The sequence below is a fragment of the Pseudomonas sp. Y5-11 genome, from assembly GCF_022368695.1.
GTDB lineage: Bacteria > Pseudomonadota > Gammaproteobacteria > Pseudomonadales > Pseudomonadaceae > Aquipseudomonas > Aquipseudomonas parakoreensis.
In genome coordinates this window covers 1,430,584-1,452,206 of the sequence record NZ_CP058974.1, presented here as the reverse complement: position 1 = coordinate 1,452,206, position 21,623 = coordinate 1,430,584, and the positions used below count along the sequence as shown (strand labels likewise).

The following is a 21,623-nucleotide window of genomic DNA, read 5'->3' as shown; positions in this document are numbered from 1 at the left end:
TTCTTCAGGGTTCTGGCAATCGGCGAAAGGCTGTTATTGTTATGCACCTTTTCTGCATCAAATAGCCATCACTCGAATGGTCGATCAACCTCAGGAATGAATCTCACAGCATGCAACTTCGCGGCTTCAGCGGTACGTCCAATCGAGTTTTCGATTTCATTAGCCTGTGGATACTCCCCACCGGTTATTTCCTGCTCCTGTGCGCGCTGTTCTTTTTGCCGGGTCGAAGCCTTCATCACAAGTTGTTCTACGGGCTGTTCAGCATTCCGACACTGATCGCACTGTGCCTGCGCCCGCGTGAGCTCAAGGAGCTGCTGCGCGAGCCGGTTTTCGTCGCGGTCCTGCTGTTCGCTGCATGGGCGTTGCTCAGCCTCGCCTGGGGGCCGGGCGGGGAGCCGCTCGGCGGAATGTTCAAGCCGCCACTGCATACCTTGCTGCTGTTTGCCGGCTGCTACCTGCTGGTGCGCTACCGTAGCGACATCCTGCAACCCTTGCTGTTCGGCGCAGCGCTGGTCGCCCTGATTGCTACCACCATTTTCCTGTTCATGTTCGCCCGGATCTATGAACCGGGGATGCGCCTGATTGGCGGCGGCGCCTTCGATAACCCGCTGCTCAGCTCACACCTGTTCGGGTTCTTCAGCGCCTACTGGCTGAGTGTGACCATGACCTGCAAGCGCCGCCAGATGATGTGGCTCAGCGTCCCGGCGATGGCCGTCATGTTCATGGCGGTGATCGGCACCGGCTCCAGAACACCACTGGTGGCTCTGACCATGGCTGCGTTGTGGCTGTGTTTCATTTGCTGGAACCGACGCTCGGTAGGGTTACTGATCGCGCTGGTCCTGAGTGCCGCGACCGTTCTGACCCTGTTTGCGCAGATGATCATTGAACGTGGCGATTCCTACCGCCTGGAAATCTGGCAGAAAGTGCTGCACATGATTGCTGATCACCCCTGGATCGGCCATGGCTACAGCGCCAGCCTGGCTGTCGACCCCGGCAACGGTGTCAGTTTTCAGGAGCCGCACAGCTTTGTCCTGGGGGTTCTGTATTACGTCGGCATCATCGGCCTGCTGCCATGGCTGTTTTTCCTGCTATGGGGCCTGCTGAGCAGTTGGCGTCAGCGTGTACAGCCCATGCTGATCATTGCTTCGACCTGGCTGATATTCGGTATCGGCGCAGGCCTGACGGAAGGTGGCGGGATCATTTCGCGGCCCAAGGAGCACTGGTTCCTGCTGTGGATCCCGCTGGCACTGATCGCGGCGCTGAGCATCAATCAACGCGCGCGGCGCCTGTTGACCCTGCCCGTGCAAAAGCTGTCGGTGACAGGCCTTGAGCAATTGAGCCGCGAAGCCCGGATCATCGAAGAAGACGGCCTGGGCCCGAAAGTCCTGTGCCTGAACGATGGCAGCTTCCTCAAACTGTTCCGTCGCCGCCGCTGGTACACCTCCGGCAGCTTCAACCCCTACTCCGAGCGGTTCGCAGTCAACAGCGAACAACTGCGCCAGATGGGGATTCCCACCCCGCAAGTATTGAACGTTTACCGTCTCGATGATGGCAGCAGTGCCGTGCATTACGCACCGTTGCCTGGCCACACCCTGCGTCAGGTGCTGCAGGGCATTACCGCCCCGGCGGTGCGTCAGGCGTTGATCGAACGCTTCGGCAAATTCATGGCGCAATTGCATGAGAAAGGCGTGTACTTCCGCTCGCTGCACCTGGGCAACGTACTGGTACTGGAAGATGGCGAGTTCGGCTTGATTGATCTGGCCGACCTGCGCATCTACCCGACCCCGCTCAGCCTTTCGATGCGTCAACGCAATTTGCGTCATATGCAACGTTACACTGTCGACAAACGCTGGCTGTTCGAGGATCACCTCGATGCCCTGCTCCAGGGATACGCTGTGACGGCGTCCAAATCCGCAGTTGAAAATCTGCACAGGCAAGTGCTGGCCGGCAACACCCCGGCCCGAGTTCAGTGATGATCGAAACCAATCCTCTTATTGCGCTGGCAGCCTACCTGCTGGCCATCGTCACCTCCGCCCTGCTGTTGCGCGCGGTGCCGAAAATTGCCCGGCACCTGCAGCATTCCGGCGAAAGCCGCTATGCCAGCATCGACGGTCTGCGCGGCTATCTGGCGTTTGGTGTATTCGTGCACCATTCGATCATTACCTGGATCTTCTTGCGCACCGGCGTGATCGACTTCCCCCCGAGCAACTTCTATTCGATGCTGGGCCAGGGCAGCGTCGCGCTGTTCTTCATGATCACCGGGTTCCTGTTCTGGAGCCGCTTGCTCGCGCAGGGCCGCAACCACGACTGGCTGGCATTCGGCGTTTCGCGGGTTTTCCGCCTGTACCCGCTGTACCTGCCATTGATGCTGCTGGTGTTCGTCTCGATCTTCCACTTGCAGAGCTGGCAATTGAAAGAGTCGGGGCTGGAACTGTTCAAGCAGGTGCTAGCGTGGCTGACGTTCGACCGCCCGGACATCAACCAGTACCGACACTCCGGCATGCTGATATCCAACGTCACCTGGACACTGGCCTATGAAGTGTTTTTCTACCTGGCACTGCCACTCGCCGGACTGGTGTTCATCTACCGCGGCAACTGGTTGCAGGTGGTGCTGTGCCTGATCGGCATCTACGCGCTGTACCAGATCATCGGTTGGGAGCATTCGCTGAAGAAGCACTTTCTGGCGAGTTTCCTCGGCGGTATCGCCGCCGCGTACTGGATTCGCCGCCCGGCGCTCGTGGCATGGAGCCAGTCACGCCTGGCGAGCATCATCGCCGTGCTCGCGCTGGTGGTTGCGTTCACCGCGTTCAGTCGGGCGTTCAAGACTGCGCCGCTGTTTTTGCTGACGCTGTTTTTCGTGATCGTGGCGTCCGGCAACAACCTGTTCGGCGCGCTGAAACCACGCAGCATTCGCTGGCTCGGCGAAATCAGCTACAGCACTTACCTGCTGCACGGTTTCGTCCTGTGGCTGATGGTGCAACGGCTGCCGCTGCTGCTGGATATCGATGCGCGGGAAGCTTCGGTGTACCTGCCCCTGGTGGCGGTCTGCACGTGCCTGCTGATTCTGATCAGCAGCGTGACCTTCCTCTATATCGAGCAACCGGGCATGGCTGCCGGCAAGAAGGTTGTGCATTGGTTGCGCCAGCGCCAGAAGGGCGAAAAGGGCCTGCCGGAGAAAGTCGCTCGCTGAGTGTGAGCGACCAGGACCTCAGTCCTTTTCCAGCGGAGAAAAGAGCAAGCGCCCCAAGCCGCGCCAGGTCTTCTTGTTCCAGGCCTTGAACGGGATCTGCGCCAGCAGTTCGCGGGCCAGCTTGCGATTGCGGTTGGCGGTCTTGAGGAACATCGAGTTCAGCGCCTTGAAGCGTACTTCGTCATACAGCGGATGATCGCTGAACAGCGCATAGGTGCGCAGAATGTTCTCGATCATGAAGCGATGGTTCTTGTACGAGTTGGTGGCGTGCTTGCGGTAACGCGCCATCACCACGTTCAAACCGTCGATGAAGTAGCCGGCGCGGGTCACTTTCAGCTCGATGTACAGGTCCTCAAGGCGAATCGTCGGATCGAAGCCACCCACCTTGTCCAGCGCCTCACGACGGATCATCAGCGTCGGTGCCGGTGGATACGGCTTGCGCTCAAGGAACATATCGTCGAAATCCAGACGGCGGAACGGCACGTCACGGCGCTGACGCTTCTCCGGGTAAAGGCTGCCATCGGCGTGCATCAATTCGATGTTGCCGGCGCAGATCCCGACTTCGGGCTTGCCGTCCATGTACGCCACCTGGGTGGCGATTCTCTCCGGGTACATGATGTCGTCGGAGCCGAACGGCACGATCAGGCTGCCCTTCGAACGGGCGATAGCGCCATTGAGGGTATTGGTCAGGCCCTGATTCTGCTGCACACGAAAATCGAAACCGTACTGCGCCTGCAACGCGCTGATGCGCTCGACACTGTCGTCCTTCGAACCGTCATCGACCACCAGCAGCTCAATGTTCTTGTAGGTCTGATTGAGGACGCTGAGGATGCTTTCCTCGATGTACGGGGCGTGGTTGTACGAGGCGATGATCACCGTGACGAGGGCGTTGGCTTCGCTCATGACTTGTACTTCGCTCACGGCTGCTCCTTGCGGGCCTGCTCGAGGCCAGAGTCGATCAGGTCCAGGTATTGCTGACGGAACACCTCGATGTCGTGTTGTTCCTGCAGGTAGCGATAAGCCTGCTCGCCCTTGGCCTTGAGTTCTTCATCCGATAGCGCGAGATAGTTGTCCAGCGCGGCGACCAGACTCGGTACATCCTTGGGTGTAATCGCCAAGCCACCGGCGCCTTCGATCAGCGGCAACATGGCCGGCACATTCGAGGCGATCACCGGCAGGTGTCCGCTCATGCCTTCGAGCAAGGCCAGGCCGAGGCCTTCGGCCAGCGAGGGCATGGTCCAGATGTCGAACGCACGCACGTATTGCAGGGCGTTTTCCTTGAACCCCAGCAGATGCGCACGGCCGCTCAAGCCCAGTTGCTCAATCTCCGCCGCCAGCGGCGCTTGCAGGCGTCCGGCACCGATAATTGCCAATTGAGTGTTCGGGTATTTGTCTTTCAGTGCGGCGAAAGCTTGCAACAGATAGGTGTGGCCCTTGACCGACACCAGCCGCCCCAGCGCGCCAATCAAACGCACATTCGGGTCGAGGCCCAACAACTCGCGGGCTTTGTCGCGGCTGTGCTGCAAGCCTTCGGCCTGCTCGATGTCGATGGCATTGGTAATGGCGTAGGTGTTCTGGTCGGTGAAGCCGCAATCGCAATCGAGCAGGTACTGTTTGACCGCCGGCGAAACGCCGACGAAGCGCCAGTGCCGATCGATCAGGCGCTGGGTCTGATGACGTCGGTAAAAGCGGTCGTATTCGCCGAAACCGTGGGAGATGCCAATGCACAGCGGCACCTTCAACCAGCGGTTGAGCGCCAGCATCATGTTCACCGGCTTGAAGCGGTTGCAGATCACCACATCGAACTTTTCTCGACGGCAGAACTTATACAGCTGCCACATCGCCCGCAGGCGCATGCCTTTGAGCGACTTGTCGGAAAACTCGAAGTACACCGAACGGTCAGCCCGGCTCACCGGCTCGCCCGGCCCCGGTTTGCCGCGCAGGAACGCCGCCGTGACTTCATAGCGATCAGGCGGTAACGCCTTGACGATCTGCTCGGCCAGGTCGGCGAAATCATGGGCTTTGACGTTGTAGTCGGGTTGCAGCTGCAACACCTTGGACCGTTGACTCATGACTCTCCCCGCTGATCGCCCGGTTCACCGTGCTTCAATAACCAGAACAATTCCTGGCGTCTGACCGCTTTTCGAAAAAACTCGTTTTCGCCGTACACCGACGCGGCCCGCCCGGCGAGCACACGCTGGATAATCCGGCGCAGGCGCCGCTTGAACGGTGCCGGCGGCTGCAGGTCATGCATCATGCCCAGCGCCATGGCCTTGTCCCGCTGTTGTTCAAGGGACAGCGGCAGGCACAGCGGCTGCATCGGCACCGCCGCATCGAAGGCCGGCGGCAAGGCAATGCCCTGCCCGGTGTTGCCCATCGGCCAGCGGTCGTTGTCGTGCAAATGGTTGGCGTAACCGAGCAACGTCGGCTGCCAGTCGAGACTTTGGAGCGCCTGCAAAACCGCTTGCTGGGCGCAGACATGATCGGGATGCGGATCAAGGGTCGGGTGCGGCAACACGATCACGTCCGGACGGGCGCGCAGCAGCACTTCACGCAGGTCGGCCAGCAGGTTGTTCCAGGTCGGCGCACCATCGGCGTCGCCCGGCAGAGTGAACGGATTCAACTGACGAAACAGGCGCGTGTCATTCAAGTCCGCTTCGCGCGAACCTACTGCCTGATTCGGCGCAGCTTGCATCGCGGCCAGTTGCAGACAAAAGTAACCGAGCTGCACGCAGTGTTCCTGCGGGACACCGGCCCAACGCGGCACGGCGAGGCTGTCCCAGGCGCGCAACCGGCCCTTGAGCCGCGCCGCCTCGACCTTGTTCATGCCCATCTGTTGATAGTGTTCGGCTTCGATTTCGCCTGCGGTCAGGGTAACGATCCAGGCTTCGTCGGCCTGACTGTACAAGCCATAGGCCGCCAGTTCGGCGTCGTCGGCGTGCGGGGCAATGACCATCACCCGCTGACGACGGTAATCAGGCTGTTCCAGCGCCCACAACACCGGTTCGCCGGACACCCGGCAAAAGCGCCCGCGCAGGCGCAACTGGCCTTGCGACAGAGCTTGCGCCTGACCGCTGAGATTCAGATAGCGCAGGCCATTGACCCCGCGCTCGAAGGTTTGCGCATCCGGATTAGTCCCGCCGAGCAGTTCCACGCGCGGATCAAAGAAGCGTCCGAGCCAACTGCTTTTGACCTTTACCGCGAGGATCAACGTCGCTTCGTCGACCAGCATCACACCTTCATCCAGACGCAATTGTTCGCCGTTCAGATGCACTTTCGGCTGCGGTGTGAACGGTGGAAAGCTGTACTGGTAATCGTCTTTCGGCGAATAGAACAGGTGATCGGCAAACCACGCCTCGTGGGCGATCCAGCCAAGCACCGCGAGCACCAGCGGCAACCACCACGCCACCAGCACCCCGAGCGCGATCAACACGATCAGGGCGATCAGCAAGGTAATGCGTTTATTGCGCCGATGACGCTTGAGCAGTTGCTGTTTGCGGCTCATGGGCTGACTCATACGGTGAACACCGGCACAGGATTGCACCAGCGATCCTTGTATTCACGGTCGGCGCGACCGAAGGAAAACCGCAGCGGCTTGTTCAGTGCTCGCGCGTGCTCCCAGGCGCTTTGCGTATTGAGGAAGCTCAACACACTGCCAGGGCTGAATTCGCGGGTCTCGGGGTCGACGCCGCCGTTGATGTACTCGACGCTGATCCACTCTGGGGCCTCAACGCGGTACACCAGTTGAATGGCGATTGGCGCGTCGTTGAGGAAAATCACCGAACCGATCAACAGTTCGCGCAGCAGCTCGATGACGTCGGCCATGCGCGCCGCGCCGGTGGCCGGAAAGCCCCAGCGGCGCTGGAACAGATCACAGTAGATCGCCGCCAGTTCGGCACTGGAAAACTCACTGACCGGACGCACCAGTCCACCCGCCTCTTCCAGCAAGCGCAGTTCGCGGCGCTGGTTGTAGCGAAACTTCTTCGACAATTCTTCGGGGGTGCGGGCCATGGCCAGTTGTTCGGTCTGCAACTTGAGGCCGCTGAAGCGGTTTTCGTTGAGCGCCGACAGATAGCGGGCGCGATGGCGCAGCGGCGCCTGGGCATCGGCGGCGGCCGGCAGGATCAACTCGGCATTGCCGAGGTCGAACAGGCCTTTCTTGCCGTTGCGCTTGAGCACGTCTTTGGACAGCGCCAAATCACGGCCCCAGGTCGGGATCGCCGCTTTGACTTCGCCGTCCTGCTCCCAGGCCAGATAACGCACCGGGATGCCGGCCAGATCCGCCAGGCGTTCGACCACCAGCGGATGGGTCGCGACACTGCCGCCAAAACGCTGCCAGGCGCTGGCATAGGTGGAGGCGTCAACGGGCGACCAGCCACGTTCGCGCCAGCCTTGAAATCGGTTGAGCATCAGCCCCTCGGTGCCAGATCGGTAACTTGCGGCAGACGCCAGAAGGTGTCGCGCACCGCACGGTCGGAGAAACGCTCACGCAGACGATCGAGCATCAGCTCGGCGCACTGCCGGCGTTGCTGATCATCCATACCGGCCAAATGTTGCAGGCCTTGGGCAAGGTGTTCGGCATCGCCCAGCGGGAACAGAATGCCCACGCCTTCGACCACTTCCTTGGCCCCGCCACAGGCAGTGGCGAGCAAAGGCACGCCGGCGGCCATGGCTTCGAGCAGCACCATGCCGAACGGTTCGTGATCGGAGCTCAGGGCAAACACATCGAAGGCGCGGAAGTAATTGCGCGCGTCCGGCACCTGACCGAGAAACAACACCCGATCACCGATGCCCAGTTCGCGCGCCAGTTCCTTGAGGTCCTGCTCCAGACGGCCCTTGCCGAGAATCACCAGCTGACTGTTGCCCGGCAGACCCGGCAACGCGGCAGCAAAACCGTGCAGCAAGGTGGCCTGATCCTTGTCCGGGTGCAGCCGTCCAACGTTGCCGACAATGAACGCATCAGCCGCCAGACCGAGGGTCTCGCGGGCTTCGTGGGCTGACACCTGACTGGCCTGCAAGGCCGGCACATCGATGCGGTTGTACAAGGTCTGGATGCGGGTCGACGGCCATTTCGGCAGGCAGCGCCGCATGTCGTCGCGCACGGCATCGGAGACGCCGAGCAGGCTCAGGCGCTTGCGGAAAATGTGCGCAAACAGCTTGCGCGTGCCGCGTTTGTAATCGTCAAACGCATGGTGCACGCCAATCACCGGCAGCGACGTGCCGAGCAAGGCGATGTAGATCGGCTTGAAGCGATGGGCGATGCAGAAACTGAAATTGCGTGAAGCGGCGATCTTGCGCAAATCGCCGATGGCGCCCAGCTTCAGGCCACGAATGGCCTTGGAGCTGTATTCCATGAACAACACTTCATCGGAAGCACACGCTGCGGCCACCTCGCTATCGGCGGCCCCGGTCAGAAAGACCGTGGTCACCCGATAACCGGTGCCCGCGAACAGGCTGGCGTACTGCCGTGCGCAGTCGAGGAACGGCCCGTCATAGCCGTGACAGAACTGCAGCACATGGCGTTCAGCCGAGCGAGTCATAAGCGTTTGCGCCCTCTTTGACCACCAGAATGTCTTCCATGATCAGGTACTGAAGATCGGAACCGAAGAACATGTTCAGGGCATCGGTCGGCGAGCAGATCATCGGTTCACCACGACGGTTCAGCGAGGTGTTCAGCGACACGCCGTTGCCGGTGAGATTTTCCAGCGCCTTCATCATGTCGTAGTAGCGCGGGTTGTATTCGCGCTTCAGGACCTGGGCCCGGGAAGTGCCGTCTTCGTGGACAACTTCCGGCACGCGGGTCTTCCACTCTTCCGCCACTTCGAAGGTGAAGGTCATGAACGGCGCCGGGTGATCGATCTTGATCATCTGCGGTGCAACGGTGTCGAGCATCGACGGGCAGAAAGGCCTCCAGCGCTCGCGGAACTTGATCTGGTGGTTGATGCGATCAGCCACACCGGCCACGCTCGGGCAACCGATGATCGAACGACCGCCCAGTGCACGCGGACCGAACTCCATGCGGCCCTGGAACCAGGCCACCGGGTTGCCATCGACCATGATTTTGGCGATCTGCTCCGGCATGTTGTCGAGCTTGCGCCAGGTCGGTTTGTTCTCGTGACGGGCGCACGCGGCGATCACGTCTTCGTTGCTGTAGGACGGGCCGAGGTAGACGTGTTCCATCTTCTCGACCGGCACGCCACGGGCGTGCGACACATAGGCCGCGGCACCGACTGCGGTGCCGGCGTCGCCGGATGCAGGCTGTACGAACAGCTCTTTGACGTCGTCACGGGCGATGATTTTCTGGTTGAGCTTGACGTTCAACGCGCAGCCACCGGCGTAGGCCAGCTTGCCGGTTTCCTTGAGCACGTCGCCCAGGTAGTAATCGATCATCTGCAGCGCGATTTTTTCGAACAGTGCCTGGATGCTGGCGGCGTAGTGGATGTACGGCTCGTCGGCGATGTCGCCCTCGCGCTTGGGACCCAGCCACTCGATCAGTTTCGGCGAGAAGTAGTAACCCTTGCCCTTCTCCTTGTAGCGACGCAGGCCGATCACGTTGGCGTAGTCAGTGTTGATCACCAGCTCGCCGTTCTCGAAGGAAGCCAGGCGCGAGAAGTCGTATTTGCTGGCGTCGCCATACGGCGCCATGCCCATGACCTTGAACTCACCGTCGAGCATGTCGAAGCCGAGGAACTCGGTGATCGCGCCGTACAGGCCGCCGAGGGAGTCCGGATCGAAAAATTCCTTGATCTTGTGGATCTTGCCGTTTTCGCCATAGCCGAAGAAGGTCGTGGCGTACTCGCCCTTGCCGTCGATGCCGAGGATCGCGGTTTTCTCTTTGAAACCCGAGCAGTGGTAGGCGCTGGAGGCGTGAGCCAGGTGGTGCTCGACCGGCTCGATCTTGATCTTCTTCGGATCAAAGCCCAGTTGCTCCAGGCACCAGACGATCTTGTTGCGATAACGCTTGTAGCGACGGTTGCCCATCAGGATCGCGTCGAGTGCACGATCCGGGGCGTACCAGTAACGCTTGGCATACTGCCAGCGGGCCTTGCCGAACAGGCTGATCGGGGCGAACGGAATCGCCACCACGTCAACGTCGGACGGCTTGATGCCGGCCTGTTCCAGGCAGAACTTCGCCGATTCGTAGGGCATGCGGTTCTTTGCATGCTTATCGCGGACGAAGCGCTCTTCTTCAGCCGCCGCCACCAGCTTGCCGTCGATGTACAAGGCGGCTGAAGGGTCATGGCTAAGGGCGCCGGACAGGCCAAGAATCGTCAATGCCACAGGGTCTAGCCTCTTTAGTCTGCATTCAGGCGCGATGCGCCTTGAAAATTGATGTGCCCTCGCACCGGGCGAGAGACAGCTAAAGGGCGGGATTATAGCGTAAACGTGGCGGGAATGACCCTGTGCGAATTGCCCTTGGTGAATCGGCCCGGTGAAACCTTGCTTTCACACTCAATAACCGCCCGCGCGCCAATAGATACCGGGATTGCCGTCACTGGCTTGGCGGTAAATCGTATACGGCAACACCACCGTATCCAGCACCCCGGACAACGGCAGGTCGAGCAGCACGAACGGCACCAGGACGCCGGAGGGGTCTGGGGACGCGTGGAGTACGCAGAAGTCGAACGCCAGCCCGCTGTAGCTCCGTGGAATCGACTGGCAGTAGGTTTTCTGTTTGCGCAGGTCGCGGGCGACGTCAGCGTCCATCTGCCATACCGAGGCGGCAGTGCCGGAGCCGGATAAAAGCCATGCGCAGGTGCCCAGTGTTACAGCGCTTTGGATGCTCAAGGTTTGCCCTCCGAAGTGGTCAGGGCAAGCTGGCATCGGGGCTGGAACGGGCACAGCTCATGGCTTCTGGAGACGCTGTAGGACACGTCAGTGGAGTTCGTCCGCTGTTGCTTAACCGGATTTTTTTGGGGCTTTAAAGCCCTATCGCGAGCAGGCTCACTCCTACAGGGGAATGCTTTCCCATGTGGGAGCCAGCCTGCTGGCGAAGGCGGCTCATGCCGCGCTGGAGATATCCTTGGGCAACCGCTGATCGATCACCTGATACAACGCGCTGCTCTCGGGCCAGTTGCGCATGAACCGTGCCCGATCCCGTGCATAGGCCGCTGCGAAACTTCCGACAGAGCCGTGCTGACACATCGAATCCAGGTCGATCAACGCCCAGCGACCTTCCTGCCAGAACAGGTTATGCCCCTTGAAGTCGCCATGACTGATGCGCTCGGCAATCAATCGGGCGAACAGTTGATCCAGCGCCTGCAGCTCGGATTCCGGCGCCGCACCGCTTTCAACATACGGCGCAAAGCGCTCGATGATGTCCGGCCCCGGCAGAAACTCGGTCACCAGATAGGCGCGACTGCGCAGCCACAGAAAGCGCTTTTCCAGCACCGCCAGCGGTTTCGGTGTGGCGATGCCGAGGAACGCCAGGCGATTGCCTTCACGCCACGAATGCCACGCCCGGCTCGGGCGCCAGAAACGCTTGAGCCAATGCGCAAAGCCTTTGATGTTGTAGCGCTTGATCACCAGCGTGCGCCCGGCCACTTCGACCTTGCCAACACTCGCCGCGCCGCCGGTCTTGTACAGATGACCCTGATCGAGCAGCACATCGGCTTGATCCAGCACCGGCAGCATGGCTGCCTCTTCCTCACGACGGACTGCCCGCAAGCCAAACGCACCGCGCTGCACACTGAACAATGTGCACTCGCGGCCCACCTTGATCAGATAATCCCTCAGCCGCCAGGCGCGCACCTTGGCGATCTGCTTCTGCAACGCTTCCAGCGGCAGCGCATGCTCGCTGTTGCTCAGCAGGTAATACACCAGCAATTCTTCGGTGAACGGCTCCAGCGACTTGGGCAACTGGGCGAAAAACACCCCGAGGTTTTCCAGCACCTTGTGCCGCGACAACGGCTGGCCAGCGGTCTCGGCACAGATCCCGGCACCGTCGATCAAGTACAACTGGCCGCCCTGGCGCAGCAGGTTGTCGAGGTGCAGATCTTCCTGCCACAGGCCTTTGCCATGCAGTTGACCGATAGCGCCCAGTGCCTCGGCCAGCACCGCCGATTGCTCGTCCGCCAGCACCGGTAGCGATTCGACCTTCTGCCAGGCATCACCGAGGCTTTCGGCACCCTCAAGGAATTCAAACAGCAGCCAGCCGCCCTCGCCGTCCTTCAGGCCATCCGCCAACAACAGCGGCGTGGTCAGGCCTTGTTCGGCGAGCAGCTTGACGCCCGCCAGTTCACGCTGAAAATGCCGCGCAGCCTTGCTGCCCACCAGCAACTTGGCCAGCACCGGCCGACCGCGCCAGACCCCGGCGCCGACATAACGCTGCCCCGGCAACACCCGCAGCAGACTGAGCAACTGCAAATCCGCAGGACCGGCCGCATCAGCGAGGCTGATCGTCAACGGCAGACTCGGCGCACGCCCGGCGTTTTTCAGTTCGGACAAGCGCATCAACGGGTCTCCTTGCGACTGCGCCGTGCGGTCAGGCGCGAAACCCAGCTGTCGACCAGTGAACTGTCGACGGGCTGATCGAGGTACGCCGCGAGCAACTCGCGCAATTGCGCCTCGCTCCATTCCGGCGCACGACGCAGCAGCGGCTCCAGATCCTTGACCCGATCGCGCATGCCGAACAGCAGGGGCCGGGTCTTTTCCAGGTCGATCAACTGTGCCCGATAAGCATCACCATCAGCCTGCAAGAAAATGTGCTTGGGATAAAAACAGCCGTGCACCTGACGCACGCCGTGCAGCTGGCGCGCCAGTTGTCCACAGGCCTTGAGAATCGCCGAGTGCTGCGCGGAGGTCAGCTCGGACCAGCGTTGCAACAGCGAGTCGAGATCATCCCAGCCGTCGAGGGCACGGGTCAGCAGGATCGCCTGAACATCGCCCTTGACCTTGCGCTCGCCGAAAAACGCCGCTTGCAGCGCAGGAATCCCCAGCTTGTTGTAGCGGCTGATATTGCGAAACTCACGGGCGAAACTCGGCTCGCCGAACGGCGCATGCAAGGTGCGGGTCAGGTAATTGCTCTGCCGCTTGAGATAGTAGGCCCGCCCTTCCAGCTCCAGGCGAAACACGCTGCTCCAGCCACCGCCATCGGTGTTCGGTTCGTCCACAGCTTCGAGCTGCTTGGCCCAGAGCGCGTCGAAAGTGCCGAGGCCATGACGCTCAAGCAGCGCCCGGTCTTCAGCAGCCAGGAAATCAGTCATTCGCGTCCCTCGAAAAATCTCACCACGTGGCGAATCCGTTTCTTGTCGGCGGCATTCAGCCGATCACGTCCGCGGTATTGCAGGTAGAAGCGCAGGCGCTGGGTGTTCGACAGGTGATATTTGGCCACTTTGTCGAGACAGGCCAGATCCTTGGTGATCCGGTATTTGAGCCAGAAGCCGCGCCAGAAATCGCCGTTCGGGCAGTCGATCAGAAACAGCTGCGCCTGATCGTCGATCAGCAGGTTGCGCCACTTCAGATCGTTATGGGTAAAGCGGTGGTCGTGCATGGTTCGCGTATAGCCGGCCAGTTGCCGGCTGATGCCATCAACCCACAGGCGATCCTTGAGTTTCGGATCGTTGCGTTCGGCCAGCGCCGACAGGTCTTCGGTGCGCGGCAGCTCGCGGGTGATCATGGCGCCACGGTTGTACGCCGCGCCCCGCCGCTCCAGGCCCCAGGCCACCACTTCTGCCGTGGGAATGCCCCACTTGGCGAAGCGCTTGAGGTTCTGCCACTCCATCTTCACCCGCGGCTTGCCCAGGTAGCGGCGCAAACCTTTACCGGCGCCGACGTAGCGCTTGACGTAGTAATTGACGCCGTTGCGCTGCACGCGGATGACTTCGGACAGCGGATCACGGGTCAAACGCTCGCCCTGCAGGGCAAACACCGCTTCGAGGCTGCCGAAATCTTCGCTCAGTTCGCTGTATTGCGGCTCAAGAGTCCAACCCGCCATCAGAGCGCATCCCCGTATCGCTGTTTGCGCGCATAAAGCTTGTTGGCCTTGCCTTCGAGCCAGCTCAACAGCGGCGCTTCTTCTGCCAGGATCTGCCGCAGCGGTTGCTGGAAGTAGCCCTTGAGGAAACGCAACTTGTCGCGACGGGTCAGGCCGATGTCCAGCGCCGAAAAATACAGCGCGGCCAGATCCTTGTTGCGCCAGCGTTGCGTGATCTTTGCACGGGTCTGGGCGCGGTGCAGGTCGATCACCGAGAGCTTGAAATCGTCCGGCGTGACCGGTTTGTCGGTGTGCAGCAGAAAGTGGCAAATGTAGCAGTCGCGGTGGTTGACCCCGGCGCGGTGCATCATGCCGGTCATGCGTGCCACTTCAGCGATCAGCGCGCGCTTGAGTTTCGGCTGCGGCGGGTTCTTGACCCAATCGATGCTGAAATCTTCGAGGCTGACGGTCGGCGCCAGCTCTTCGGTGACGATGAACGAATGCTGATCCGCCGGGTTGCTGCCCTTTTCGCCGTAAGCCACAGCGGTCATGGTCGGCACGCCAACTGCCTGCAGACGCTGGATCGCCTGCCATTCCTGACCCGCGCCGAGCACCGGCAGCTTGGCGGTCAGCAGGTTCTTGAAGATCTCGCCCCAGCCGATGCCCCGGTGGATCTTGACGAAAAATCCGTTGCCGTCGACTTCCGTGCGCAGCGTGCGTCGAGCTTCCAGCTCGCGATAGACCTCGCCCTGCAAGCCTTCGACTTCGGCGAACGGGTCGCGTCCGGCCCACAGGCTCTTGAACGGTTCAGCCAGCATCAACTTCATTTAAGCGTGCTCCGCCAGAATCACATCGGCCGCGTGCTGCGGCATGCTGTAGAGGTCGGCCGTCTCGGCGAAGGCCAGACCATTGCGACTCCAGGCCGCGCGTGCAGCGTCGTCATTCAACATGTCAGTCAGGTACTGCGTCAGTTGCGCCTGCTCGAATGGTTCGTCCAGCACGCGCCCGGCGTCCGCCTCGGCGATGTAATGGGCGTAACCACAGACCGCGCTGACCAGCACCGGCAAACCGGCGACCAGCGCTTCGAGCAGCACGGTACCGGTGTTTTCGTTGTAAGCCGGGTGGATCAACAGATCGGCGCCGAGCAGGAAACGCGGGATATCGCTGCGGCCCTTGAGGAACGTCACGTTATCGCCCAGACCCAAAGTTGCACTCTGCATCTGGAACAATTTGGGGTCATCCTGGCCGATTACAAACAGCCGGGTGCGTTTCTTCAGCTCGGCGGGCAATGCGGCCAGCGCCTTGAGGCTGCGATCGACGCCCTTGGTCTTGAACCCGGAGCCGATCTGCACCAGCAGCAGTTCGTCGTCCTTGAGGTTGAATTCGGCACGAAAACCGGCGCGAATCTGGTCGGCATCCGCCGGCCGTCGACGATCCTGGGCGATACCCGGCGGCAGCAGATGGAAGCGCTCCAACGGCGTGTCGTAGTGCTTGATGAACAGCGGCTGCTGCACTTCGGAAATCATCAGCACTTCGGTTTTCGCATCTTTGGCGAACACCGCGCGCTCGTACTCGGCGAAGTGGCGATAGCGGCCCCAGCGGCGGTACAGCGAATGGCGCAGGTTCTGCGCCTTGTCTTCGAAGCAGCCGTCGGCGGCGTAGTAGACATCCAGCCCCGGCATCTTGTTGAAGCCGATCAGCCGGTCCACCGGACGCTTGGCCAGATCCGCTTCCATCCACGCACTGAGCTTCTCGTTGCGCCGATGGTTGAAGAACGCCTTGACCGGCGCCACCAGCACTTCGAAACCGGGCGGCACGTCGCCTTCCCAGATCAGGGTGTAGACGCGGATCTGGTGACCGCGCTTCTGGCATTCGAGGGCGATGCGCATGAAATCGCGCTGCAAGCCACCGAACGGGAAATATTTGTACAGGACAAAAGCCAATTGCATCAGCGCAGCTCCTCAGCCATTAACAACGTGCTCAGACGGCTGGCGACACGCTCGGGATTTACACGCGTGAAGCACAGAGGCTGCTCGCGCTTGAGGTCAAACTGACGGGCATCCTGCGCAGTCGGTTGGTAGGTACATTTCTTTTGCAGGCACGGGGCGCAGGGGAAATCACTGGCCATGTGAATCTGCACCTTGCCGTAGGCGCCGGTCAGGCCCGGATTGGTCGGGCCGAACAGCGAAATCGTCGGCACATCCAGCGCGGCGGCAAGGTGACCAAGACCGGTGTCCACCGCCACGCAGGCCTGCGCACCGGCCAGCACTTTGCCGACCCCGGCCAGATTCAGCTTCGGCAACACTTCGGCGTGCTTGAAACCGGCGGCAATGCGTTCGGCACGAGCCTTCTCCTGCGGGTTGCCCCACGGCAGCTTGACCCCGACGCCCAGATAGCCGACGCGCTCGGTCAGCTCGCGCCAGTAGGCTTCCGGCCAGTGCTTGGTGTCCCACGTGGTGCCATGCAGGAACACCACAAAGGCACTCTTGCGCGGCAATTCCACCAGACGCTCGACGTTGAGGCCGTAGTCGCCCAACCCTTTGGGCAGGTCATAACCAAGGGCGATGGCGAACAGCTGACGCACCCGTTCGACCGCATGCTGCCCACGGGCCACCGCCAGTTTGCGGTCATAGAAACGTGCAGCGATCGGCTCACGCGCCGAGCCTTTGTCGAGACCAGCTACCGGGGCTTTGACGTAGCGCGTCAGCCAGGCACTTTTCAACAGCCCCTGAGCATCGATCACCAGATCGTATTGGCTGGCGCGCACGCTCTGCTTGAAGCGCTTCCACTCGCCGCTCTTGAGGGTCTGCCAGAGGTTCTTGCGCCAGCGGCGGATCGCCACCGGAATCACCTTGCCGACGGCCGGGTGCCAGGTCGGGATCTCGGCGAAGCCTTCTTCCACCACCCAGTCGAACGTGATCCCGGGGATGGCCCGGGCCGCGTCGGTCAGCGCTGGCAACGCGTGAATCACGTCGCCCAGCGATGAAGTCTTGATCAGCAATACCCGCAACTTAATGAACCTCGACCACAGAGCCCTGCAGTTTCTGCAAGGCATCGTTGACCGCGTCCGGCATCAGCTGGCGCAGGCAGTTGTAATGGCCGAACCGGCAGGTACGGTCGAAGCACGGGCTGCAATCCAGACCCAGCCGAACGATTTCCACGTGCTCGGCCAGCGGCGGGGTGAAACCCGGCGACGTCGAGCCGTAGACCGCCACCAATGGACGGTTCAGCGCCGCCGCGACATGCATCAGGCCGGAGTCGTTGGAGACCACCGAATCGGCACAGGACAGCAGGTCGATGGCCTCGGCCAGCGAGGTGCTGCCGCTGAGGTTGACCGATTCTTCTCGCAGGCCGGGAATCAGCCGTGCGCGGATGTCTTCGCCCACCGCGTGGTCGTTTTTCGAGCCGAACAACCACACCTGCCAGCCTTCGCGAATCCGCGCTTCGGCGACTTTGGCGTAATGCTCGGACGGCCAGCGCTTGGACTCGCCGAACTCGGCACCGGGGCACAGGGCCAACACCGGACGGTCGAGGGTCAGGCCGAACTTGGCCAGTGCCGCTTCGCGGGTCACCGGATCGATTTGCAAACTCGGACGTGGATACGGTTTCGGCAGTTCGGCGTTCGGCTCGTAAGCCAGGGCCATGAAGCGCTCGATCATCAGCGGATAACGTTCCTTATCCAGCGTGCGCACGTCATTGAGCAGGCCGTAGCGGAATTCGCCGCGCCAGCCGGTGCGCTTCTTGATGCCGGCGAAAAACGGCACCAGCGCCGACTTCAGCGAGTTCGGCAGCAGGATCGCCTGATCGTACTGGCCGGCCAGGGATTTGCCGATGCGCCGACGCGTCGCCAGCTCCAGCGCGCCATGGCCGAGCGGAAAGCTCAAGGCCTTGCGCACTTCAGGCATGCGCTCAAGGATCGGCCGGCTCCACTCGGGGGCCAGCACGTCGATTTCGCATTGCGGGTGGCGCTGCTTGAGACACTGAAACAGTGTCTGCGCCATCACCATGTCACCGACCCAACTGGGCCCAACGATCAGAATATTCATGTGGTTTCCATAAACGAACCGGGGAGGCATTTACGCCTCCCCGCCTCGAGAATCACTGAGGGAGCGGCGCTGCTTGCGATGGGTCATTACCTTCAACATGACTGTCGACTGTTACTCCGCTATCGCGAGCAGGCTCGCTCCTACATGGTTTTGCATCTGTTCACATACCTGCGACTCACCGCAGGTCACTGTGGGAGCGAGCCTGCTCGCGAAAGGGCCGACCCATTCAGCATTGATATTGACTGACACTCCGCATTCGCGAGCAGGCTCGCTCCCACCTTTTGAATCTCATTGCCTTCACTGGCGCGCTTCAGCTTAGCCCCAGCTCTTTCCAGATCCGCAATACCTGCCGGCGCTCCTCGACAAACTGGTCGCCTGCAATCACCCCGGCGTCCTTCTGCAAGGCCTGCCGGTGGGCGGCGGAGCGGTAAGCCTTATAGGCTTCGCGCAACAGGCTGGCGTCTTCGGCGGGCATCAGCCCTTCGTGTTCCAGCTCTTCCAGAATGCGGATGTTATCGGTCCAGCGCAGCAGTGGCGGGTGGCTGTGCGACCACGCCAGGGCCGCGTATTGCACCATAAATTCAATATCGACGATACCTCCGGCGTCCTGCTTGAGGTCGAACGGCGCCGTGGCCTCGAAGGCATTAGCCGCCGTACCGGCCGCGGTGCCCTTGGTGCCGAGGTTGTCGCGCATCTTGGCGCGCATCTCGCTGACTTCCTGTTGCAATTTCGCCAGATCCCGCGCTTTACCCAAAACCTGCGCCCGGACTTTCTCGAAGGCCTGGCCGACATCCTGACTGCCCACCAGCACCCGCGCCCGCACCAGCGCCTGATGCTCCCAGGTCCAGGCTTCATTTTCCTGATAGCGCTCGAAGGCACCGAGTGAACTGACCAACAGCCCCGACGCGCCGGACGGGCGCAAACGCATGTCCACTTCGTACAACTGACCGGAGTTGGTCTGCGCCGTCAGCAAGTGAATGATCCGCTGCCCCAGCCGAGTGAAGAACTGCGCGCCATCGATCGGTTTCGGCCCGTCGGTTTCTGCCTGCGGATCACCGTCATGGATGAACACCAGATCCAGGTCCGAACCATGCCCCAGTTCCAGCCCGCCGACTTTCCCATAACCGACAATGATGAAGCCCGGATCGCACAAACTGCCATCGGTGCGCAGCGGCGTGCCGTACTTGGCCACGGTCTGGCGCCAGGCCAGCGCCAGCACTTGCTCGAGAATCGCTTCGGCCAGCCAGGTCAGGTAATCGCTGACTTTCATCAACGGCAGGCTGCCGGCGATTTCCGACGCGGCGACGCGCAAGCGGTGCGCGAGTTTGAAGTGACGCAGGGCTTCCATCTGCTGTTCGAGGTCGTCTTCGGGAATCCGCGTCAGCCGTTCGCGCAGCTCGGCGGCCAGTTCTGGCGCCAGGGGCGGCTTGAACAGGCGACCTTCGTTGAGCAATTCATCGAGCAGCAGCGGGAAACGGGTGATCTGCTCAGCAATCCACGGACTGGCCGCGCACAGCGTCAGCAAGCGCCGCAAGGCGCCGGGGTTTTCCGTCAGCAGGACTAAATAAGCCGAACGCCGCGCTACCGCTTCGACCAGCGGCAGCACTCGCTCCAGCACCAGATCCGGGTTGTCATGTTCCACCGCCTGAGCCAGCAGACGCGGAATAAACGCATCGAGACGCTCGCGACCCAGGCGCTGCATCGCGCGCAATTGCGGGCTGCCACGCAAACTGGCCAGCGCTTTCAGCGCTTTGCTCGCGTCCTTGAAGCCGCCCTCTTCCAATTGTCGGCAAGCGGCCTCCTCATCCTGCGCCTCCTCCCATAGCGGCAACCACTCACCACCGACCACCACCTCGCAGTCGGCGCCCTCTTCTTCATCGGGATCGGCGATCACCTGCGCGAAGTGCCAGGCCACACGGCCGCGCCAGAACATCAGCTTTTCGTGGAAGGCCTGCCAATCGGCGAAACCGAGCATAAAGGCAATGCGCGCCTGATCCTGAGCGCCGTCCGGCAACATCTGGGTCTGGCGATCGGCAATCGCCTGAATCGCGTGTTCGGTGTAACGTAGGAATTCGTAACCTTCGCGCAACTCACTGATCACCGCCGGCGGTAGATAGCCCTGCCCTTCCAGCGTGCTCAGCACCTTTAATAAAGGACGCTGTTGCAGGCTGAGGTCGCGCCCGCCGTGGATCAACTGGAAGGCCTGGGCAATGAACTCGACCTCGCGGATACCGCCGGAGCCGAGTTTGATGTTGTCGGCCATGCCCTTGCGCCGCACTTCCTGCTGGATCAACTGCTTCATGGTGCGCAGCGCTTCGATCGCCGAGAAGTCCAGATAACGCCGATAGACGAAGGGGCGCAGCATGTCGAGCAACTGCGCGCCGGCAGTCTGATCGCCGGCCACCACCCGCGCCTTGATCATCGCGTAGCGTTCCCAGTCGCGGCCCTGATCCTGGTAATACTGCTCCAGCGCATTGAAGCTCAGCACCAGCGCGCCGGACGAACCGTACGGGCGCAGACGCATGTCGACGCGGAACACGAAGCCGTCGACCGTCATCGGATCCAGGGCCTTGATCAGGCGCTGACCGAGACGAATGAAGAATTCCTGATTATCCAGCGCGCGTTTCACGCCGACGGTTTCGCCGCCCTCGGGGTAGGCGAAGATCAGGTCGATGTCCGACGACAGGTTCAACTCGACCGCGCCGAGCTTGCCCATGCCGAGGATGACCATCTGTTGCGGCAGACCGCTGCGCCGACCGGTTGGCGTGCCGAACTGATCGCAGTGGCGACGGTACAACCATTGATAAGCCTGATCGATGGTGGCGTCGGCCATGTCTGAAAGATCGCGGCAGGTCTGTACCAGATCGGCCTGGCGGTTCAGGTCGCGCCAGATGATTCGTACCTGATGGCGAGCGCGCTGGCGACGCAGGACACGACCGAGTTCATCTTCGCTTTGCGCGGTGTTCACGGCGGCGGCAATCTGCGCGCAGAGTTCACCCGGCGCGTACGGCCGGTCGAGTTCGCCGGACTGCACCAGCGACAGCAACATCAAAGGGTCACGAACGCTCTGTTCAATGACGAAATCGCTGGCGGCACCGACGCGGGCGAATTGCGCCCAACGCTCCGGTGTCCAGGTCGACAAGCCGTGATCGCCTTCAAGGGAGGCGACGGCCGTACGGAACGACTGCTCGGATCGAGTGACCAACGGCAGGAGAATGGCGGGGAGTTCGGCAAGCACGGGCAGGGTCATGGTCTATCCTTGATCGGCGTGTAAATGGCCGCTTGTAGTGTTTGATGAAAACCCGCTACGCGAAGGACTGTCGAACAAAAGTTAGAAATAGCTGAAATTTCTTCTTCTTTGGCATCCAGCATCAAACTTTCACCTTTTTCGGATGGTAATCGACCAACCTTAACGATTATTCTCACAACGCAGTCGGAGGCCACAAGCCTTTCCTCTGTAGTTTTACTACTC

At 61.4% G+C, this 21,623-nt stretch carries 18 protein-coding genes; 2 read left to right on the top strand and 16 right to left on the bottom strand.

Annotated elements, in window-relative coordinates; all coding sequences use genetic code 11:
- The first annotated feature begins 110 nt into the window (after positions 1–110).
- Entirely contained in the window at positions 111–1,973 is a 1,863-nt protein-coding gene (locus HXW87_RS06415) for a bifunctional O-antigen ligase/aminoglycoside phosphotransferase family protein (RefSeq protein ID WP_095667708.1), read from the top strand.
- A complete protein-coding gene (locus tag HXW87_RS06410; protein ID WP_239778605.1) occupies positions 1,973–3,190 on the top strand; it encodes an acyltransferase in 1,218 nt (405 codons plus the stop codon). Before HXW87_RS06415 ends, HXW87_RS06410 begins: the two co-directional genes overlap by 1 nt.
- An 18-nt stretch (positions 3,191–3,208) precedes the next feature.
- Here the strand turns inward: HXW87_RS06410 and HXW87_RS06405 are convergent, their stop codons facing one another.
- The 16 genes from HXW87_RS06405 to HXW87_RS29465 form a co-directional block, all read right to left on the bottom strand.
- Positions 3,209–4,093 (bottom strand): glycosyltransferase, encoded by an 885-nt coding sequence (locus tag HXW87_RS06405; RefSeq protein WP_239779138.1) that lies wholly within the window; start codon positions 4,091–4,093, stop codon positions 3,209–3,211.
- 14 nt (positions 4,094–4,107) lie between these two features.
- On the bottom strand, positions 4,108–5,262 hold the full coding sequence (locus tag HXW87_RS06400; RefSeq protein WP_239778604.1) for a glycosyltransferase family 4 protein: 1,155 nt from the start codon (positions 5,260–5,262) through the stop codon (positions 4,108–4,110).
- Positions 5,259–6,695 carry a PIG-L family deacetylase gene (locus HXW87_RS06395; RefSeq protein ID WP_239778603.1) on the bottom strand — a complete coding sequence of 479 codons (1,437 nt, stop codon included), beginning with the start codon at positions 6,693–6,695 and terminating at the stop codon, positions 5,259–5,261. Before HXW87_RS06395 ends, HXW87_RS06400 begins: the two co-directional genes overlap by 4 nt.
- An 8-nt stretch (positions 6,696–6,703) precedes the next feature.
- Positions 6,704–7,600, bottom strand: a complete 897-nt coding sequence (locus tag HXW87_RS06390) for an antimicrobial resistance protein Mig-14 (protein WP_239778602.1) — start codon at positions 7,598–7,600, stop codon at positions 6,704–6,706.
- Complete coding sequence (locus tag HXW87_RS06385; RefSeq protein ID WP_047290942.1) at positions 7,600–8,730, bottom strand: glycosyltransferase; 1,131 nt, start codon at positions 8,728–8,730, stop codon at positions 7,600–7,602. The genes HXW87_RS06390 and HXW87_RS06385 overlap by 1 nt, the downstream gene beginning before the upstream one ends.
- Positions 8,714–10,471 carry a carbamoyltransferase gene (locus HXW87_RS06380; RefSeq protein ID WP_041065832.1) on the bottom strand — a complete coding sequence of 586 codons (1,758 nt, stop codon included), beginning with the start codon at positions 10,469–10,471 and terminating at the stop codon, positions 8,714–8,716. The genes HXW87_RS06385 and HXW87_RS06380 overlap by 17 nt, the downstream gene beginning before the upstream one ends.
- 171 nt (positions 10,472–10,642) lie before the next feature.
- Complete coding sequence (locus HXW87_RS06375) at positions 10,643–10,978, bottom strand: YceK/YidQ family lipoprotein (RefSeq protein WP_239778601.1); 336 nt, start codon at positions 10,976–10,978, stop codon at positions 10,643–10,645.
- Positions 10,979–11,191: 213 nt separating this feature from the next.
- Entirely contained in the window at positions 11,192–12,643 is a 1,452-nt protein-coding gene (locus HXW87_RS06370) for a lipopolysaccharide kinase InaA family protein (protein ID WP_239778600.1), read from the bottom strand.
- Positions 12,643–13,395 carry a lipopolysaccharide kinase InaA family protein gene (locus HXW87_RS06365; RefSeq protein ID WP_095667713.1) on the bottom strand — a complete coding sequence of 251 codons (753 nt, stop codon included), beginning with the start codon at positions 13,393–13,395 and terminating at the stop codon, positions 12,643–12,645. Before HXW87_RS06365 ends, HXW87_RS06370 begins: the two co-directional genes overlap by 1 nt.
- Positions 13,392–14,126: a lipopolysaccharide kinase InaA family protein gene (locus tag HXW87_RS06360; protein ID WP_095667714.1), complete on the bottom strand. Its 735-nt coding sequence runs from the start codon at positions 14,124–14,126 to the stop codon at positions 13,392–13,394. Before HXW87_RS06360 ends, HXW87_RS06365 begins: the two co-directional genes overlap by 4 nt.
- Complete coding sequence (rfaP, locus tag HXW87_RS06355; RefSeq protein WP_047290938.1) at positions 14,126–14,932, bottom strand: lipopolysaccharide core heptose(I) kinase RfaP; 807 nt, start codon at positions 14,930–14,932, stop codon at positions 14,126–14,128. The genes HXW87_RS06360 and rfaP overlap by 1 nt, the downstream gene beginning before the upstream one ends.
- Positions 14,933–16,054, bottom strand: a complete 1,122-nt coding sequence (locus HXW87_RS06350; protein WP_121183360.1) for a glycosyltransferase family 4 protein — start codon at positions 16,052–16,054, stop codon at positions 14,933–14,935.
- Entirely contained in the window at positions 16,054–17,115 is a 1,062-nt protein-coding gene (waaC, locus tag HXW87_RS06345) for a lipopolysaccharide heptosyltransferase I (RefSeq protein WP_121183358.1), read from the bottom strand. Before waaC ends, HXW87_RS06350 begins: the two co-directional genes overlap by 1 nt.
- A gap of 1 nt (position 17,116) precedes the next feature.
- Complete coding sequence (waaF, locus tag HXW87_RS06340; protein ID WP_239778599.1) at positions 17,117–18,151, bottom strand: lipopolysaccharide heptosyltransferase II; 1,035 nt, start codon at positions 18,149–18,151, stop codon at positions 17,117–17,119.
- Between the two features lie 310 nt (positions 18,152–18,461).
- Positions 18,462–21,401, bottom strand: a complete 2,940-nt coding sequence (glnE, locus tag HXW87_RS06335; protein ID WP_182403532.1) for a bifunctional [glutamate--ammonia ligase]-adenylyl-L-tyrosine phosphorylase/[glutamate--ammonia-ligase] adenylyltransferase — start codon at positions 21,399–21,401, stop codon at positions 18,462–18,464.
- Positions 21,398–21,523, bottom strand: a complete 126-nt coding sequence (locus tag HXW87_RS29465) for a hypothetical protein (protein WP_256198919.1) — start codon at positions 21,521–21,523, stop codon at positions 21,398–21,400. Before HXW87_RS29465 ends, glnE begins: the two co-directional genes overlap by 4 nt.
- Positions 21,524–21,623: the final 100 nt, after the last annotated feature.